The organism is uncultured Thiothrix sp. (genome assembly GCF_937876535.1).
Taxonomy (GTDB): Bacteria; Pseudomonadota; Gammaproteobacteria; order Thiotrichales; family Thiotrichaceae; genus Thiolinea.
On sequence record NZ_CALFHZ010000022.1, the window covers coordinates 37,978 to 57,313 of the forward strand.

The following is a 19,336-nucleotide window of genomic DNA, read 5'->3' on the forward strand; positions in this document are numbered from 1 at the left end:
AGCGCTAGATACTAGCGCTGCTGCCTAAACCAACCAAACTAATCACCTGTCATCGTTTTCTTAAACAACTCACGGAACACTGGATAAATCTCTGCATTATCCCGAACCCGTTGAATCGCAAAGCGATCAGCGTAATCGCTTTCTAGATGCTGATATAAATGCCATAAACCTTGCGGGTCACGGTCACCAATTTCGATATAAGTGAAATATTGGACATTTGGCAAAATGCCATCGACTAAAGCCTTGTGGCAGCGCTGATTATCTTCCTGCCAGTTATCTCCATCTGAAGCTTGTGCGCCATAAATATTCCACTCATTCGGTGAATAGCGTTCGTTGATGATGTCAGACATTAAATTCAAGGCACTCGATACTACCGTGCCGCCCGTTTCACGTGAATAGAAGAAGGTCTCTTCATCCACTTCTTGGGCTTGGGTGTGATGACGAATAAAGACGACTTCAATCTTCTCGTAATTCTTTTGCAAGAATAGGTACAGCAAAAAGAAGAAGCGCTTAGCTGTCTCTTTAATATCCTGCGTCATTGACCCTGACACATCCATCACACAAAACATGACTGCCTTAGGTGATGGCTTAGGCACACGAATATGCAGATTATATTTCAGGTCAAAATCATCAAGGAAAGGCACGGTATTCAAGCGGAAGTTAAGGCGGCTTAGCTCTTCTTCTAAGGCCAAACGTTCCTCTTCAGTTTTTGGTTCTTCTTGCTCCTCCAACTCTGACAGTTCAGCCAGCACCTCACGTCGCCGCCGCCGTGCTTTGCCACTTAAAGCAATACGCCGGGCTTGGGCACTGCGCATAGTACGCACAATATTGATCTGATTCGGGCTACCGACTTCGCTAAAACCCGCCCGTTGGGTTTCAAACGAGTCACTACCGACTAATTGGCGTTTAACCATATTCGGTAAAGCTAAATCTTCAAATAGGTACTCTAGGAATTCACTTTGGGAGATTTGGAAAACGAAATCATCGACACCTTCGCCTGAATCAGAGGCATCCCCTGAGCCAGAACCACCACCTCCGCCCGAAGGTGGTCGCTGAATGCGGTCACCTTGAACGAACTCTTTATTGCCAGGGTGAACAATATCACGCTGCCCACCTTGACCATGCCGAAATACTGGCTCAGAAATATCGCGTTTAGGGATAGTGATACTATCCCCACGCTGCATATCTGTAATATTACGCCGACTCACAGCATCCGAAACCGCTTCGCGGATTTGCTCGTGATAGCGCTTTAAAAAGCGTTGTCGGTTGACAAGGCTTTTATTCTTGCTATTTAAACGACGGTCAACAACATAGGCCATTACGGCGCTCCTTTGGACAGTCCATTATTGTGACTTACGTACCCGCAAATACCATTCAGCCAGCAAGCGCACTTGCTTCTCGGTGTAGCCGCGCTTCATCATCCGATCGACGAAATTATCATGTTTACGTTGCTCTTCCGCTGAAGATTTCGCGCCATAAGAAATCACTGGCAACAAGTCTTCAGTGCTCGAGAACATCTTCATCTCAATCACGCGACGCAATTTTTCATAGCTCGTCCAAGCTGGATTTTTGCCATTATTATTCGCACGTGCACGTAAGACGAAGTTGACGATTTCATTGCGAAAATCTTTCGGATTACTAATCCCTGCTGGCTTTTCAATTTTCTCTAAATCGGCATTTAAGGCAGAACGATCAAGGAAATCACCGGTTTCAGGATCACGATACTCTTGGTCTTGAATCCAGAAGTCTGCGTAAGTCACATAACGATCAAATAAGTTTTGGCCGTATTCAGAATAAGACTCTAAGTAAGCCGTCTGAATTTCCTTGCCAATAAAATCGACATAGCGTGGCGACAAGTATTCTTTAATGAAGCTGATATAACGCGCTTGGATTTCTGCTGGGAACTGTTCTTTCTCCACTTGACGTTCCAGCACATACATTAAATGCACCGGATCGGCAGCCACTTCGACAGCATCAAAGTTAAAGACCTTAGACAGAATCTTGAAAGCAAAGCGCGTTGATAAGCCAGACATGCCTTCATCTACACCCGCAGCATCTTGATACTCTTGGATGGTTTTAGCCTTAGGATCAATGTCCTTTAAGTTTTCACCATCGTAAACGCGCATTTTAGAGTAGCGGTTGGAGTTTTCTGGCTCTTTCAAACGCGACAAAATCACAAATTGCGCGAGCATTTTTAAAGTATCTGGCGCACAAGCAGACTGGGCTAGTGAACTATTAACCAGCAACTTTTCGTAGATTTTGATCTCTTCAGTCACCCGTAAGCAGTAAGGCACTTTGACGATTGAGACGCGATCAATGAAAGCTTCATTATTGCGATTGTTTTTAAAAGTTTGCCATTCTGACTCATTCGAGTGCGCTAGGATCACCCCCGAGAATGGAATAGCACCAATGCTTTCTGTACCGTTGTAGTTGCCTTCTTGAGTTGCTGTCAGGAGTGGGTGTAGCACTTTAATCGGTGCTTTGAACATCTCCACGAACTCCATCAAACCTTGATTGGACAAGCACAAACCACCGGAATAGCTGTAAGCGTCCGCATCATTTTGTGGGAAATCTTCCAGCTTACGAATATCAACCTTACCGACTAAAGCGGAAATATCTTGGTTGTTTTCATCACCGGGTTCGGTTTTAGACAAGGCAATTTGATTTAAGCGAGAAGGATAGCGCTTCACTACTTTGAATTTAGTAATATCGCCACCAAACTCTTTCAAGCGCTTCACCGCCCAAGGCGACATAATGGTGCGTAAATAACGGCGTGGAATACCATAATCTTCTTCTAAAATCGCCCCATCTTCTTCAGGATTGAATAAACCTAACGGTGATTCATTCACTGGTGAGCCTTTGATGCAATAAATCGGAGCTTTTTCCATAAGCGCTTTTAAGCGTTCGGCTAAAGACGATTTACCACCACCCACTGGCCCCAATAGATACAGAACCTGTTTACTTTCTTCTAAGCCCTGCGCAGAGTGCCGCAGGAAGGAAACGATCTGCTCAATCGCATCTTCCATTCCATAAAACTCAGAAAATGCCGGATAACGCCGAATCACCTTGTTTGAAAAAATCCGGCTCATACGTGGATCACGCGAAGTGTCTACCAGCTCAGGCTCACCAATCGCCCATAACAAACGCTCAGCCCCTGTGGCATAAGTCATTGGCTCTTTTTTGCAGAGTTCAAGGTATTCTTGCAGAGTGTATTCTTCTTCTTTTAAGGACTCATACCGTGACTGGTAATGACTGAAAATACTCATTTTTAACCCCTTCTCAGCTTAGCTGATCCGCTCACCTAGCCAGCTGACTTGATTGAAATGCGATAACAACAACTTGATGAATTTAGACATGGGTACAAGGATTACTTTTGCATTTTTCATACCGAAAACCCAATGACCACAAAACATATGTAACGAAATCGTTAAGGAAATAACAAAGACACAATCATGTTCTAAATATTAGACTACCTAAACTGCAAAAGAGTTTTATTCCGAGAGGAAATGCCTGCTATGCACCCTTGTCATATTTATTTTATTTATTGTTGACAGCGGTTGAGGCTGATCGTGGGATCAAGCTGCTGATCACAATCTACCCACAAGACTATGCTCTAAGAGCTAAACATGACATGAATAAAATCATTTATCTAGAGTCGTTTCTACCATAGGTAAGGCTAGCCGATTCCAAAAGCGTGCAGCTTGCCTTCTATAAGAAAAAATTATCAAATCGTCTTGTATTGAGTTTGGAAAATCGACACGAATAGCCCCAGCTTCTACTGTGTTTAATAAATTAATACCTAAAGCTTGATAGCGTTCGAGTACTTGAGGGTGTGGATGATGAAAGCGATTGAGATAACCTGCACTGATTAAAGCAAGTTTGGGGGTAACGGCTTGTAAAAATTGAGCAGAGGATGAGGTCTTACTCCCGTGATGAGGCATTAGCACCACATCAGCCTGTAAATTTACTTCCCTCTTAAGCAGGGCTTGTTCGGTTGGCTTTTCAATATCTGATGGTAATAATAAGGCATGCTGAGCATTACTCACTTTTAGCACACAAGCTTGATTATTAGTTTTGGCGTAACTGACCTTAGGGTCAGGGCTTAAGACTTCAAACCTCACCTCATCCCAAACCCAAGACTGTCCAACCTGACACAAGTTTAAGGTTGAATTTATTGGTTTTGAAAAATTCTCTAGCTGATTAGTCGCTACTTGATGGATTGAAAATTTTTCTAACAGATAATCGGCTCCGCCCCGATGATCATTATCGCCATGTGAAACCATCAGAGTATCAATGTGCCGGATTTGTTGCGAACCTAGCCAAGGTGCTACTACCACCTCGCCCATATCAAAACCATAAGGCGATTTAGCACCTGTATCGAAAACTAAAACATGTGTAGCCGTTTGCACAACGGTAGCTAAACCTTGTCCCACATCTAATACAGTCAAACGAAATTCACCCAGCTTAGGTTTGCTAGGCTGCCAGATGACTAAAGGTACTAAGCAGACCAATCCTAACCAACGACTAGGCACACCACGCGGCAACAGTATTAACACCACGCCCAATAAAGCTAAGGCTAAGTAATACCAAGGTAAATCTGGAAAATAGAGTAGCGCATTAGGGAGTTGGGCTAAATAATCTAAAACCCAAGTTAACATATCCAAAGCTTTAGCGGCCAACTGCCACAAGTTACTGGCGAGATCAAAAGACAAAGGCAGGCACAAAATACCTATTAATATGAGCGGTACAACTAACAAAGTTACCCAAGGAATGGCTAATAAGTTCGCAAGCGGGGAGTAGACCGGCAGACTTGCAAAAAAGGCTATGTTCATTGGAATTAAGAATACCGATAGCCCTAGTTGTAAGGTAAACACGGTTACCCAAACGGTTTTCGCTTGATGTTGGCTCAGCAAAGCTAATAAAGCCACTGAACCAAAGGATAGCCAAAAGCCAATTGATAAAGAGGCCAAAGGGTCGAGAACTAACACGACTAATAAAGCTAAAGCAAAGCTTTTACTAAAGGCTAAATGCCGTTTGAGTAATAACCCCAGCATTAGCATAAGTATCATCGCTAAAGACCGCTGCGTTGGAATATTGAACCCAGCTAACAGTGCATAGCCGATTGCAAACGCGCCCCCCAACACGCTTCCAGCTAAACGTACTGGTAGATATAAGTAGAGTTGCGGAAACACCCACCAAATGAGTAGCATCGGCAATACACCAAAACTCGCGACCATTGCAATATGTAAACCAGAAATGGATAGCAAGTGCGCCGTACCAGTCGCTTGCAAAATTTGCCATTGCTTTTTACTAATGCCTGCAGTGGCAGACACGGCTAAACCTTGAATTAAGCTCGTACTGGGTTGATCACCTAAGGCTTGGTGGATAGCCTCACTAATACGCTCACGAAGCGGGTCAATCGCTAAAGTTGGCGCTGTACTCAAACGTAAGGCGGGATCCTGTGCACGCACATAGCCAGTAGCTAGAATCCGCTCAGCGAATAGCCAACGTTCATAATCAAAGCCACCCGGATTACTTAAACCATTGGGACGTTTAGCCCGTAGTACTAATTGCCAACGCTCGCCTGCTTTTAGCGCAGGTAAAACCGTTCCTTGTTGTGCATACCAAGTTAAGCGCACTAAACCAGTGAATTGAGTAGCTAAGTTAGCCTGACCATCTACCGCTAACACGTGATCTATATGGAAGAAAAAACTGTAACCTGTCGTTAGCCGTTCAGGTAGATCGTGTACACTACCGATAACTTGTAGATCCTTTCCCTCTAAAGCTGGTGGTAATTGAGCTTGCAAGACAGAGGTGGCAGTCCAACAAGCATAAGAAAAGCTTAGAAAAAAACAGATTGTGTAGAGTAAGTACTTGCGCCCCAAGGGCACTAGACTTAATAATCCTGAGATTAAAATAGAGATACTCACAATGAGGAGGCACCCGCTCTGTTCGGGTAGCTTGGTGAACCAAACTAATGCACAAATGCCTAAGAAGCTGCTTATTGCCAGTCCGCGCATGCTGTCACAATCAGGGAAGGCCCTTTTATTCTTATTGGTTAGTTATTAAATAATGCCAAAGCGTTTATTTAAAAAGTTTTCGCCGCACCCAGATACCATTACGCAAAATAAATATATGCGTTATTTGGGCAATTCTTTGTTTTTGCCTGCTCTTTGGCATTTCAATCGCCACAGTGTCGCTAAAGCTTTTGCGATTGGTTTAGCCTGTATGTGGATTCCGTTTCCAGGTCAGTCTATTTTCGCGGCTGCTTTAGCAATTCTATTTCGTGCCAATATTCCCATGTCAGTGGCTTTGGTCTTTGTAACTAATCCAGTCACTGGCCCACCCATGTTTTATGGCGCTTATGTTATTGGTGCGCATTTGCTGGATCAGCCACAAATTCCGCATTTTGAAATGAATATTGAATGGCTAGAACAGACGCTTGGGCAAATCTGGGAGCCTATGGTAGTTGGTTGCCTAGTGGTAGCGTTAATTTCTGCGCTGATTGGCTATTATGGCATTCAAGTTTTCTGGCGCTTTCATGTCAATCAAAGACTTAAAGAACGACGGGGTCGCCAAGCAAGCCGCAGTTTGAAAGCACAGCCATTTAGTACGCCACCTCTAAGCCCAGACAATAGCGCAGTGGTGGCGAAACTGGAGGATGAACAGCGCTAAAGCTAAGGCGCTGTTGCAAGAATTTAGGCTGCTTGCAAGCGGCCTTCCACTAAGCGATACACGGAATCCATCCGTCGAGCTAAGCTCAAATCATGGGTCACAATCACAAAGGCCGTTTGGAGCGCTTCATTCAGATTTTGCATCTGTTCAAATACCTGTTCAGCAGTATTCTGATCTAAATTTCCAGTCGGCTCATCGGCTAATACCGCATGGGGACGGGTGACCAAAGCGCGCGCAATCGCTGCCCGTTGACGCTCACCCCCAGATAATTGCCCTGGCTTGTGACCTAAACGCTTCCCTAAACCTACTTTACTTAGCATATCTTCCGCTTGGTCAGTGGCCTCTTTAACTTTAACTCCACGAATCAACAGGGGCATCGCTACGTTTTCTAAGGCAGTAAACTCAGGCAGTAAATGATGGAATTGATAAATGAAGCCTAGGGACTGATTCCGCAGCAGGCCACGATCCTTATCGGAAAGCTGCTCCATGCGTTTACCCATCACTTCAACATGCCCAGAACTAGGTAAATCTAAACCACCTAATAAATGCAAGAGTGTGCTTTTACCACTGCCTGAGCTACCTACGATTGCAATTCGATCACCAGCACGGACTGTTAAATTGATACCACTAAGCACTGAAACATCCAACTGCCCTTCTTGGAAACGTTTACTTAAATCTTGGCAGTTAATAACTGTGGTCGGAGTAGTAGAGTTATTCATAACGTAAAGCCTCAGCTGGCTGCACTTTAGAAGCACGCCAAGCTGGATAAAGCGTGGCAACAATCGCCATTAATAAGGAAGAAATCGCAATCACAACCACATCAGCCGGATTTACTTTGGATTGCAACTCACTAATCTGATAAGCCTCAGCAGAGATAAAATGTGTGTCTAATAAACGCTCTAACCAAGGCACAATCGTCTCTAAATTACTCGCCAGCAACACGCCAAGCACGATACCTAAGAGTGTTCCGATGACACCAATTAAACTGCCTTGCACCATGAATACACCCATAATACGTGCAGGTGACAGGCCTAGAGTACGCAAGATAGCGATATTCGCTTCTTTATCAGTAACAACCATGACTAAAGTTGAGACTAAATTAAAGGCAGCTACTGCAATAATCAGCATAAGGATAATAAACATCACACTTTTCTGAATCTGCAGTGCTTTAAAGAAATTGCTTTGCTGATGCGTCCAATCGCCTACCCATAGATTCGGGTATTCCGGTAGCAAGCGATTATAAATATCATCTGCGACTTTAGGGGCACGCCATGCATCGCCCAAGCGTAAACGCAAGCCAGTGATATTGTCGCCCATCCCTAACGCTTGTTGGGCGTCTTTTAAATTTACATAGGCAAAACCAGTATCGTAGTTTTGCATATCGACGCGGAAAATGGCTTTAATGGTAAAACGCTGTAAAACCGGCAGTTCACTGGTATCTAAAATATCTTCAGTCGGACTAATTAAGGTCAAGGCATCGCCCACATCGACCTTTAACTCTTTCGCTAGCCCAGCGCCAATCGCAATCCCATTGCTGCCCGGCACTAAAGCTTGCATATCGCCTTTTTCCACATGCTTAAACACATCGGCCACTTGGCTTTCTTGTTCCGGCTCAATGGCTTGCAACAAGACGCCACGCGCCTCATCGCCTTGATTGAGCATAACTGGTTTCTCAATAAAAGCGGAAATGGCTTTTACATAAGGATAGGTTTGAAGAGTTGAGCGTAGCGCGGGTGCTTCGGTACTATCTAATTGCGCATCATCTTGAGAGGAGATCGTCACATGCGCCAACATCCCCAACATACGATCGCGTAAAGTCACCTCAAAACCATTCATCACTGACAAGACAGTAATTAAAACCAGTACGCCAATCGCAATGCCAAGCATTGAAGCTAGCGAAATAAAAGAAACGAAATGATTTTGGCGACGCGCGCGTGTATAACGTAGGCCAATAAATAGCTCTAGCGGCAAAAACGGCTTACTCATAACGTAAGGACTCCGCAGGCTGCACCGCTGCAGCACGACGCGCTGGATAAATCGTGGCTAATACCGCAAAGACTAAAGCCGCTGCCGCAATCCACCACACATCGCTCCAATGCAAATCGGAGGGCACTTCACTGATATAGAAAATGTCCGCTGGGAAGACTTTAAAACCAAAGGTGTTTTCAAGTGCAGGCACAATTGTTTCAATATTCAAAGACAATAAAACGCCTAAAACCACGCCCACCAAAGTCCCGAAAACTCCAATAATGCTGCCCTGAATCATAAAGATGCGCATCACCCGATTGGGTTCCATCCCAAAAGTACGCAAGATGGCAATATCGGCTTGCTTATCATTCACCGCCATGACTAAAGAAGCGACGAGATTAAATAAAGCGACAGCGACTACTAAAAATAAAATTAAAGTCATGGCGATTTTTTCGGTTTTAACCGCTCGGAAGAAATTGCCGTGCTCTTTGCTCCAGTCCGCGACTTCATATTGATTGCCAAGCTTAGCTTGCAATTCGCGAGCGAGTGGCTGTGCTGCAAATAAATCATCAACTTTTAGACGAATCCCACTCACCTGCCCTGGCATTTTGAATAGACGCTCGGCATCCTCTAGATGCACAAAGGCGGTCATCTTATCGAATTCCTGCATGCCGAATTGATGGATACCAATCACCGTAAAGCGCCGCAAACGTGGTAATACTCCCGCGGGAGTAACTTGCACTTGTGGTACCACTACGGTGACTTTATCACCTGGTACGACTTGTAACGCATTCGCAAGTCCCGCTCCCAGAATAATCCCATAAGAACGCGGTTTTAAATCCTTGAAACTACCCTCAAGCAAAGAGAAGCCTTGTTCATTCACCTTGTCCTGATAATCTGGATGAATGCCTTGTAAAATCGTCCCACGTAAGAGATTGCCATTGGCAATCATCACTTGTTTTTGCACATAGGGTGCTGCGCCGACCACATGAGGCTCTTTGACCAATTTTTCATAATTCTGCATCCAGTCGGAAAGCTTGCCATCTGTCCCTGAAACCGTGACATGCGCAACCACCCCCAGTATTCTGCTCCTGAGTTCTTTCTCAAATCCGTTCATAATGGACAGAATAGTGATCAGCACCATCACCCCAAGCATGATGCCGAGCATGGACGCAAAGGAAATGAATGAAATAAAACGGTTACGCCGCCGTGAGTGTGTATAGCGCTGCCCGATGAATAATTCTAATGGTCTAAACATGGGTGGCGATTGTACCTTTTGAACAACAAAATCACAGCTTAATTTGCTGTAATAAAACAAGTATTGACGCTCTGGAGCACGCTATGAAAACCCCAACATGGCTCTTATCGTTTGCGCTCTGTTTACCACTTGCCCTTAGTAGTTCCTTACCTCAAGTGGCCCATGCAGAACGAGGCGCTGAGCCTGCTGCCTTACAACACAGTTTTTATACACGCACTGCTTATCCACGCCGAGGTGCAAGTATGCAACAAGTGCGTAAGCGCTTTGGCAAACCACAATCAGTAAAAGTCTCTCAAGGAAAAGTGAAGCGGAAATGGCCCAAAATTACTGTTTGGAATTATGGTAGTTATACAGTCTATTTTGAACGCAGTCGTGTTTTGCACACAGTGATTCATTAATAAGTTTAACATCTCGTAGGCAGGCTTACTTTGTGTTAACAATAAGCCCGCCTACAAGAGTCAGAAGGTTTTACTTGACACGAACTACCATATTCAAGGTTTTACTTGCACCTTTAGCCAATGCCCCAATAGTCCAATCGCCACTACTTGGTAGATAAGTTCCTGCACTATCGTCACTCACCCACTCTAATGAAGCAGGCAAAAGATCTTGAACCTGAGTATTTGTCGCATCAATATTGCCTTCATTAGTCACCGTTAGCGTAAAGGTTACCGTACTTCCCCGAACAGTTTGGCTCGGACTAACCTTTTTATCTAACTTTAAATCGGCTTGTGCAAGGCTATAACCGACATCGAATGAATGATTATTAGCCCCTGCCATTGGAATATCCGCAGCAGCTATGGTCACATCTCCGTTAGGAGACGCATTAGAGTCCAGCTGTCTATTACTACCGTTAGCGGCTGAGGTTAACCCATAAGTATTCCCCCCCACAGTGACTGTGTTCGGAAATTTAACTGTATAGGTTTTATCGGCTTGTAAATCAGTAAGACCCATAATCTTACTCGCAGTTGAAGTACCTGCAACACTGGTAAAATAATAAGAACCATCTGCAGCAGTAGTTGCAGTAGCTAAGACGGTTAATCCCGACACTAGTTGAACTGGAACATCAGGAATGCCTTTTTCATTAGGATCTTGGATGCCATTTTGATTGGTATCCAACCAGACCCGATTACCGATCTCAATCGGAGCCGGTGGGCAAAGCAACTCTATTTCACCTAAGCCGGCACCTTTACCAAACTTCCCACTTTGGTATTGATCTTGAACCCTAAAATAATCGACACGATTTCCCTGTTTAGCATCAAGCCACTGAATGCCTTGAGTAAAGTAAGAAGGCGCATAATTCCACTCATTTAAGGGAAATGGATCTACAAAACTTGCTCCCATCTTATTAGTACCATGTAAGTAGACAATGCTTCCAAGGGTATTTTCTGAATGAAGATCGCCTCCTACATCATCATAGTATTCACCATTATTATTAGGCCCCCTTGAAGGGTCTTCGGAACCAGAATTTACTGGACATTGAGCACCGCTCCCTTCAAGGTGAAAACTACCTGTACTATCTCTACAAAAATGTACTAGCTCGCCGGACGATCTTCCATCTAGCGCCTGAGCGCTATTCCCTCCAGTTATAGGACGACTTTGTACAGAACCAATTTGATGAGCAAACCTATCCATGAGTGCAATGGTCATACTACCGTCATCACTAAAAGCAATATCGGATAGAATAGGCACTGCATTATAAACGACCCAACTATCGTTTTTAATACCGTAGTCAGCCCAATTATCTCGCCATGAATGCCATTGTCCATACTGCCAACTGGGAGGAGATAAAGCTCTATCTTCCCTATCACCTCCACGATTATAATTTAATGGAAAACTGACTACTGTATTAAAGCCGCTATCCATATTATTGGGATCAAAAGCTAAAACATAAGCTACTAGATCCTTATAAATATCTAGATAAGCCTTTAGGTCTGGATAAGCGTTAGGGTCATACAATGCTGGTAGAATCCCTGATGCATCACATACCCCACCTAAATAACCTTTATCCCGATAAAAACTTAGCGCAAATGGACGAAAAACCCCATTACTACAAGTAGGCACGCCAGTTGCGCTATCTAACAAATACTGCTGAACCGTACCCGGGTAAGCAGTACTAGCCAAACTAGCATCCATGCGAATGAGTGAGCGTTGCTTGTCATTAAGGTTAACAGCCCATAACTGCTTGCCATCCGGTGTAATCTCCAAACCACCTAAACCTGCCTTACCTACTTTAGCAAAAGTATCCAAATCAATATGTCGCTGATCAGGATTACCTGGAATTTCGTAGTCTTCAGCATTGCCAGTATAGCCAGTGGCAGACGCACAGGTTGCATCCCGACACACAGAACCAAAATCAATAGCGGTTCCTAAATTAGCCGCTGTTATCCCTTGTAGACTAAAACTATTGCTGTATGTAATAGCCGTCGATGTTTCCGTACCAATAAAAATAGTACCTAGATCAGCTTTTAAACCTGCATGTCGCTTTAAAAAGGTTGCTTGGAAAATACGTTTATTTAGTTTGTCGTAAGCTAAACCCCACGTACTACCGATCTCTTGTTGTGTTAAGTCCTTCCGATTATTAGCTGAGAAATTACCGCTAGTTGAAGCAGGAAAACTTCTTAAAGCACCATCTAAAGCATTATAAGGCGCCCATGTACCATCGCCGAGGGTGAATCCCTTACCATTACCAGCTAGTTGTACAGCCACAGCCAAACGCGGATCTGCTTCACAATACTCGGCTGGATAAGTGACGCCTAAGTTGATATTGCTTTGCGGCGCATTGACAAATTGAACGCTGGTATTGTTATCCGCACCAGTAACTGAAGCAAAGTCGCCCGCTAATGACCAATTGAACTCAACTCGAGACTCTCCAATACACCCCGTTAAGGTATAAGCGCCTAAGGTAGCAGCATCGGTAGAACTGGTTGTAGAACCCGTACCACCGGCACTATCAGTACAAGTAATACTAACCCCCCCAACTCCAGACTCATTGAAAGAACTCGTATTGTCTTTCACTCCATTACTGTTGTAGTCCCTGAAGACATTACCTGAAATGTCAGCCTGCACGACTGATGAGAGCAACAACCAAGCCCCTCCGACTAAGCTGATGTGCAAAGAAGATTTTTGAGTCATAACGCCTCTAAAGAGATTAGCCATTATTTTTATAGATATGCAGCCCTAAGACCTACACCTTAACTTAGCAAATCGATCCTAACTTTAATCTGAATAAGCTGTTTAAACCATCAAGCACTTAGAACTTCATACGCCTAAGCTTGCTAAGCTTCTCAAAGGTAGCTTCAAGACTCTCTAACTCACCCCCATAAAACACTGAATCCTCAACTAGATAGAAAAATATAAGCTTGGAATCCTTAGCTATTACATTTAAACCGCTTCACTCACTACGTTAGCCCACAAAATTAAGTTGATCAGCACTATACTCAAGCAATACTAACAAACTGAAGCTAAGGACTTAGCCAATGGATAGAGAAGCCGAGATCAACGCACGCCTAGAAGCCTTTAATCGCAATCCGGTGGCTTTCATGAATGAGAAGCCAACTAAATATGACGCTAATGGCAATCCTGTAGCGGGAGTAAGCTTGTTTAGTGCTAGCACGATTGCGAATCGCCGCTTTGTGGAAGCCCGTGATATTGCCCGTCAACGAGCGTTAGCTGCCAGCTCACAGGGTACCGCCCGTGCGGCGGCAGCTTCGAATGATAATGCTGCTAATTTAGTTGATGCTTTGCGCTATAACAAATTACAAGATATGGAAAACGCAAGGCTAAAACAGGCTAAGCTAGCAGAGTCCCCTTGGTCGGATGATTATTGGGGCTTATATAAAGGTGAGTTAGGAGCGCGTTACGCCGATCCTAATTTCCCAAGCAGCGACAATTGGCAACAAAACTGGAATTACATCGCTGCAAACCCTGCCCCTGCGATTGTAAACAGCCGGAGCGCTTCAAGGATTAATCGCCTATCGCCTTCAGAAAAATACGATGCAATTCTAGGGGACACGAATAGCACTTTGACTAAACGGATGTGGGCTGATGGTAAAAGCTTTTATGATGCAACAGGCTCAGTGGAAACTTGGATGGGAATTTGTCATGGCTGGTCACCTGCCGCCTATATGCTAGCGCGCCCACGGCGCTCAGTGACCGTGGTTACACCTGATAATATCCCGATTAAATTTTTCCCCTCCGATATTAAAGCACTCTCTTCTTTATTGTGGGCAAATATGCCAGCGCGCCAGCGCTTTATTGGTGGACGCTGTAATGACAAAAATCCCGCAATGGATCAGGCTACAGGGCGGGTTATTTCTGCCCAGTGTTTCGATACCAACCCTGGCACTTGGCATTTAGCTGTGGTAAATCAGATTGGCGCTGCAAAACGCAGTATGGTCTTTGATGTTACCTTTGATTATGAAGTGTGGAATCAACCAGTGTATGGCTATAGCTACACATACTTCAATCCACAGACCCGCAAAGCCACGAATACGCTCGCTCAAGCCAAAGTCGCCACGAGTGCTTATACTAATGACAAATTTAAACGCTTCCGTAGTCCGATTGCACGCTCAGTTGTCGGTGTCTCCATGCTGGTCTCTTATGTGGTAGAAACCAGCCCAAGTCAGCGTGAAGATGATAGCCCTTCTTATGATTCAATTCAGCAAGTGGCTTATGAGTATGATTTAGAGCTAGATGCTAATGATGTAATTATTGGTGGTGAATGGTATCGCAATGAGCATCCCGACTTTTTATGGACACCCGCCAAAGGCACTCCAGCTCAAACCCGCTACGAATCAGTAGCGACTGGTACTTGGGATGATATTCGTCGGGCTATGCCTGTTAGTTGGCGCACTGCAGGGATTCAAGCAGCTACTAATGATTACGCACCTTTAGCGAAAGTGGTGGAACGCTTAATTGCCTTTTCGAATGGAAGTACACGAGCAACCACTGGAGTAGCATCTACCCCTAGCCCTGCTGTACCTAGTACACCGTCAATGCCCAGCACGCCAAGCGCTACACCAAGTACACCAGCTAGTTCAACTAGCCCAGGCTCACGGATTGGTGAGTGGTTCAATCGGATTTTGGGGCGCTAACTCAGGCTAATAGTGCTGTAAGTTAGTTACAGCGCTGCAAAAAAACTGTCTAATTCAGCATATAAGGCCATTTCTTGTGCAGCCTGTTGCGGATAATTAAAATGCCCTGCTTCGAGCACAAATAATTTTTTAGGTTCAGGCAAAGCATTATAAATGGCAAACTGCCCTGGTGGTGCCACCGCAGGATCAAACAAAGCAGCAGCCACATGCATGGGTTGCTGAATCAAGCGTGCAGCGGTAGCAGCATCATAATACTTTAAAGTTTCTAACACTTCTGGATGAAGTGTTTGATAATGGCGCACTGCCTCCCCACTCCCTACGGTTGCACACTGTAAACGTAATGGTTGATTACCAAAGGTAGGGACATTTAAGTGAGCACGCTTAATCCGTGCTTCCCAAGGTAAAGCCAAAGCGCCAATACCCCCACCAAAACTAATCCCCGCATAGCCAATATGCTTACGTACTTGGGGGAAAAGCTTTTCTAGTACGGATACACTTACCCAGAGATCTTCGACACAGCCACCGAGAATATAACTATCAGGCTGTCCAATCCCATAAAGCACATGTTCAGAAGGATTAGTCGAAACCGTTGGCAAAGCACTGGCCGATAAACCACGCAAACAAGGAAAAAGCAAAGCAGTGCTTTTTGGTTGCAAGCGAAAATCAGGCCCCGCACAACCGCCATACCCATGCCCAAATAGCAGTGCACGTGTGACTAGGCTTTCAATGGGCACTGCGAGCCAAGCTGTTAATAGCACTGATTGAGTTGATGGATACTTCAGTTCATAAATGCTATAGCCTGCTTCTTGCCTTAAAAATTGAACTTGAACTTTGGGTCGAAGCTTACGCGCTTGTTGATAGCGCCGCTGCCAGAAGTTTATAAAATCACTGGGCGCTTCTGGGGCTGGAACTTGTAAGAGTGTATTTAAGGTATAGCCGTAGCTAGGATCAAAAGGAAAGGGATGAGTAAAGGTACTAGTCATTATGCAGGACAAAATGCTTTAAAGTGCGTGGTTATAAGCGAAAGCTAGCTAGGAAGACAAATCTTTTTCATGCTAAAAAGCGGGGTTGATGTTTGCGACAACCCCGCTCGACATAAGCTGCCAGTAGCGATTGAAGGAGGAGTCAGGCAGCTGAGAGTGAACTTATTCTATTCAGCCTAAGCACCGGCTGGTTGAGGCATAAAACCGCCTCGAGCTGGGAACATACGGGCAATCAAGCTTGCGGTCGTACCAGGGCGATAAGCAGTTTCTTGCTTTTTATGCTTATAGGTTAAGCTTTCTAAGGTAATCCCTTCTAAAAACTCAGCCACACGCTCATCTAAACCCACTAACATAGCATCAATATTTGCTTGGTTTGAGCAAGCAGCTACATCTCGATCCTCTAGATCACCATGGGTTTCAATCGCCCGCACAATATCGGCAATCGAAATCCGCCCGGCTGGGCGACCTAAACGATAGCCACCACCTGGGCCACGAATACCCTCTACGAGGCCTGCGTGCCGTAAGCTATAAAAGAGCTGTTCCATATAAGACAAGGAAATACCTTGTTCTTTCGCAAGATTGCTTAAACGTAGTACCTTGCGATCGTTATGTAATGCCAACGCCAGCATCGCCATCACTGCACGTTGGCTTTGTGTTGTCAATTTCATCTGCCGTCTCCTATATAACGGTTTACTTAAGGTATGGAGAGAGTATATAAAAGAACGACTCTAAGAAAAATTCGAATTTTTAACATACTTGTTTCGCAAAAAACGAAGTATTTAAAGGAACTTTAAGCTCATGCTCAACTACAAACATCTCTATTACATGCGTGAAGTGGCTACGGCTGGCAGCCTCACACGCGCTAGTGAACGCTTACATTTAACGCCACAAACCTTAAGCGGCCAGATTAGTTTGTTGGAAGAGTCCTTAGGCACTGAACTATTTAAACGCCAAGGCCGTAACCTCGAATTAACCGAAGCTGGGCAAGTCGCTTTGCAGTATGCAAATGAAATCTTTCAATTAGGTGAAGCTTTAGAGCAAATCCTGCAACACCTGCCTAAAGGCCGTGCTCAATTATTTAGAGTCGGTGTTTCTGATTTAGTGCCCAAATCGATTGCCTATCGTTTATTACAGCCAGCCATGTTAATGAATAAAAAGATTCGCATTGTCTGTACTGAAGGTAAGCTGTCGGATTTACTGGCAGAATTGGCGGTGCATCGCATGGAATTAGTGATCGCTGATAGTCCAATGCCTAGTTACATGAATGTGAAAGGTTTTAGTCACAAATTAGGTTCGAGTGGAATTAGTTTTTTTGCCAGTCCTGAATTAAAAGCTTCCCTCGTTGGTGATTTTCCGGCTTGTTTAGATGGAGCTGCTTTATTAATGCTGAGTGAAGGTGCGGCAGTTCGTTCGAAATTGCTGGGCTGGTTTCATAGTCAACAAGTCAAACCCATGATTGTGGGTGAATTTGATGATAGCGCTTTAATGCAGGCTTTTGGTTTTGCTGGGACTGGCGTATTTATCGCCCCGACTGCACTAGAGGAAACTTTAGAACAAGAAGGCAGAGTTGAAGTCATTGGGCGTAGCTGTGAGATTTATGAAAACTTCTATGCGATCTCGATTGAGCGTAAAATCACCCACTCCGCCATCAAAGCAATCACTGAACATGCTCAAGGTTGGTTACATTAATAAGGCAAAATAATGGTTGAACAACAAACTTCAGAAAATCCTTGTTTAAGCTGCGGTGCTTGCTGCGCTTGCTTTCGAGTGTCTTTTTATTGGGGCGAATCGGATGCGGCTCCGGACGGCTATGTACCCACTGAATTAACTCAGCCTATTTCCCCTTATCGAGCAGCGATGCGTGGAACTGATCAACCTGAGCCACGCTGTGTAGCTTTAGAGGGACAAGTGGGTTCAGCAGTTTTTTGTACAATCCATCCTAAGCGCCCTTCGCCGTGTAGGGAATTCAACGCTTCTTGGGAAAAGAATATTTTTAATGAAGCCTGTGACCGTGCACGCCAGAAGTATCAGCTCGCGCCTTTGCAATCGGGTTGGGATTTAACTTAGAGAAATGTTCTAGACCTTTGCTATTCAGGCCTTGTTTATTTAATAAAAATTTTCTATAATCATTTTAAATAAAAAAGCGGATCAAAAAAAAGCCTGATCCGCTTGCTTTGTGAAGGTGACTCAAGAACTCCAAAGATCTAGTCTTTGGAAATCAAGGATAGCGTTAAACACAGCACATCCCTGATTAAGCTCTCAACCTACCCAACAACCAGCTCCCCAATGAATGGCCGGTTGAAAGGGTTAATCGAGAACAGCAACCTCAGCTCGCGTCATTCTGAAACCTCTAAGCCATTGAGTGTCAGAACGGCGGAAACATTATTTTTTTATTACAGCATCGTCGTGACGACAGAATCACTACCACAAACCCCAATTTTCGTGATTCCTGCTGAAGTTGAAGCTTATTCTAGGGACATAGCACTGAATCAAACCTGAATGCTTGGACGGTTTTTTGATCAATTGTGTTTTTAAAGGAATAAAGCTGGATTAATCGCTGTGCCATTTAGATACACAGACCAGTGAAGATGCGGCCCAGTGGCTCTGCCAGTGCTGCCAACAGCCCCTAAATAGTCACCCTGCTCCAAAAACTCACCATTTCGCACATTAATTTGACTCAAATGGGCGTACATACTAATTAATCCACCCCCATGATCTACATAAACTACATTGCCGCTAAAAAATAAATTTCCTGTATAAATTACGCGGCCTGGAGCTACAACTTTAACCGGTGTGCCAACAGTAGCCGCAATATCCATCCCGCTATGTGGCTGACGCTGTTGGCCGTTCAGAATACGGCGCAGGCCAAACCGACCACTATCCCGCCCCTGAATGGGGCGAATAAACTCAGTGCTTAATACCTCACCAATATAGTGTTGAGTCAACCGTTTCTGCAAAGCCATTTCTTGGACGATTCGCTCAGATGAATCTTCATCAGGCTCCACTTTATTTTTATCTTTAATTCGTAAATGCTGTGTACGGTAATGCTTGGGCTGAACCTCAAAATTAACGGCTTGCTGTACTCCCCCTAGGTTTACCTCAAGTTGCTGCAAACCTGACTCAGTGTCCAAAGGAATACCAACCAGAGCAACCCAGTTACTGTCCTGTGGAACGACTGTCACTCTTGCCCCTGCATAATATGCAGTCGGCATACGCTCTTCTTGACTAGCTAAAGGTAAAATAACTAAACCACCGGGAACTGCTTGCTGAGTCGGAAATGCTTGCGTTGCACAGGTAGAAGCGAGTAGCGTTAAACCTGCAACGAACTTGATTGCCCTGAACATTTTTATGCCCTATTT

At 44.6% G+C, this 19,336-nt stretch carries 15 protein-coding genes; 5 read left to right on the forward strand and 10 right to left on the reverse strand.

Annotation, left to right across the window (positions count from 1 at the left end):
- Window positions 1-38 precede the first annotated feature (38 nt).
- The 3 genes from Q0230_RS17405 to Q0230_RS17415 all read right to left on the reverse strand — a co-directional run bounded on the left by Q0230_RS17405 (window position 39) and on the right by Q0230_RS17415 (window position 6,020).
- Window positions 39-1,319, reverse strand: a complete 1,281-nt coding sequence (locus Q0230_RS17405; protein ID WP_298612248.1) for a YeaH/YhbH family protein — start codon at window positions 1,317-1,319, stop codon at window positions 39-41.
- A 24-nt stretch (window positions 1,320-1,343) separates the two neighbouring features.
- On the reverse strand, window positions 1,344-3,266 hold the full coding sequence (locus Q0230_RS17410; protein WP_298612250.1) for a PrkA family serine protein kinase: 1,923 nt from the start codon (window positions 3,264-3,266) through the stop codon (window positions 1,344-1,346).
- A gap of 375 nt (window positions 3,267-3,641) precedes the next feature.
- Window positions 3,642-6,020, reverse strand: coding sequence for a DNA internalization-related competence protein ComEC/Rec2 (locus Q0230_RS17415; protein ID WP_298612253.1), 2,379 nt, complete (start codon window positions 6,018-6,020; stop codon window positions 3,642-3,644).
- Between the two features lie 52 nt (window positions 6,021-6,072).
- On the opposite strand from Q0230_RS17415, the gene Q0230_RS17420 reads away from it, so the two are divergent.
- On the forward strand, window positions 6,073-6,675 hold the full coding sequence (locus tag Q0230_RS17420) for a DUF2062 domain-containing protein (RefSeq protein WP_298612256.1): 603 nt from the start codon (window positions 6,073-6,075) through the stop codon (window positions 6,673-6,675).
- Between the two features lie 23 nt (window positions 6,676-6,698).
- On the opposite strand, the gene lolD is transcribed toward Q0230_RS17420, so the two are convergent.
- Genes lolD through Q0230_RS17435 form a run of 3 tightly spaced genes read right to left on the reverse strand, consistent with a single transcriptional unit; the run spans window position 6,699 to window position 9,901 of the window.
- Window positions 6,699-7,394 carry a lipoprotein-releasing ABC transporter ATP-binding protein LolD gene (gene lolD, locus Q0230_RS17425; protein ID WP_298612259.1) on the reverse strand — a complete coding sequence of 232 codons (696 nt, stop codon included), beginning with the start codon at window positions 7,392-7,394 and terminating at the stop codon, window positions 6,699-6,701.
- Window positions 7,387-8,661, reverse strand: a complete 1,275-nt coding sequence (locus Q0230_RS17430) for a lipoprotein-releasing ABC transporter permease subunit (RefSeq protein WP_298612262.1) — start codon at window positions 8,659-8,661, stop codon at window positions 7,387-7,389. The genes lolD and Q0230_RS17430 overlap by 8 nt, the downstream gene beginning before the upstream one ends.
- Entirely contained in the window at window positions 8,654-9,901 is a 1,248-nt protein-coding gene (locus tag Q0230_RS17435; protein ID WP_298612266.1) for a lipoprotein-releasing ABC transporter permease subunit, read from the reverse strand. The genes Q0230_RS17430 and Q0230_RS17435 overlap by 8 nt, the downstream gene beginning before the upstream one ends.
- A gap of 83 nt (window positions 9,902-9,984) precedes the next feature.
- On the opposite strand from Q0230_RS17435, the gene Q0230_RS17440 reads away from it, so the two are divergent.
- Window positions 9,985-10,299 (forward strand): hypothetical protein, encoded by a 315-nt coding sequence (locus Q0230_RS17440; RefSeq protein WP_298612269.1) that lies wholly within the window; start codon window positions 9,985-9,987, stop codon window positions 10,297-10,299.
- A 70-nt stretch (window positions 10,300-10,369) separates the two neighbouring features.
- Here the strand turns inward: Q0230_RS17440 and Q0230_RS17445 are convergent, their stop codons facing one another.
- The gene (locus tag Q0230_RS17445; RefSeq protein ID WP_298612272.1) at window positions 10,370-13,033 is read right to left on the reverse strand and encodes an SdrD B-like domain-containing protein; all 2,664 of its coding nucleotides are present in this window, start codon (window positions 13,031-13,033) and stop codon (window positions 10,370-10,372) included.
- A gap of 344 nt (window positions 13,034-13,377) precedes the next feature.
- Between Q0230_RS17445 and Q0230_RS17450 the strand changes: the two genes are divergently transcribed.
- Entirely contained in the window at window positions 13,378-14,994 is a 1,617-nt protein-coding gene (locus Q0230_RS17450; RefSeq protein ID WP_298612275.1) for a hypothetical protein, read from the forward strand.
- A 26-nt stretch (window positions 14,995-15,020) separates the two neighbouring features.
- Here the strand turns inward: Q0230_RS17450 and Q0230_RS17455 are convergent, their stop codons facing one another.
- Both Q0230_RS17455 and Q0230_RS17460 read right to left on the reverse strand, forming a co-directional pair.
- Window positions 15,021-15,977, reverse strand: coding sequence for an acetylxylan esterase (locus Q0230_RS17455; RefSeq protein WP_298612278.1), 957 nt, complete (start codon window positions 15,975-15,977; stop codon window positions 15,021-15,023).
- A gap of 176 nt (window positions 15,978-16,153) precedes the next feature.
- The gene (locus Q0230_RS17460; protein WP_298612281.1) at window positions 16,154-16,645 is read right to left on the reverse strand and encodes an Rrf2 family transcriptional regulator; all 492 of its coding nucleotides are present in this window, start codon (window positions 16,643-16,645) and stop codon (window positions 16,154-16,156) included.
- Window positions 16,646-16,775: 130 nt separating this feature from the next.
- Between Q0230_RS17460 and nhaR the strand changes: the two genes are divergently transcribed.
- Both nhaR and Q0230_RS17470 read left to right on the forward strand, forming a co-directional pair.
- Entirely contained in the window at window positions 16,776-17,666 is an 891-nt protein-coding gene (gene nhaR / locus Q0230_RS17465) for a transcriptional activator NhaR (RefSeq protein ID WP_298612284.1), read from the forward strand.
- A gap of 12 nt (window positions 17,667-17,678) precedes the next feature.
- Window positions 17,679-18,044 carry a YkgJ family cysteine cluster protein gene (locus Q0230_RS17470; protein WP_298612287.1) on the forward strand — a complete coding sequence of 122 codons (366 nt, stop codon included), beginning with the start codon at window positions 17,679-17,681 and terminating at the stop codon, window positions 18,042-18,044.
- Between the two features lie 464 nt (window positions 18,045-18,508).
- Here the strand turns inward: Q0230_RS17470 and Q0230_RS17475 are convergent, their stop codons facing one another.
- Complete coding sequence (locus Q0230_RS17475) at window positions 18,509-19,321, reverse strand: peptidoglycan DD-metalloendopeptidase family protein (protein ID WP_298612290.1); 813 nt, start codon at window positions 19,319-19,321, stop codon at window positions 18,509-18,511.
- Window positions 19,322-19,336: the final 15 nt, after the last annotated feature.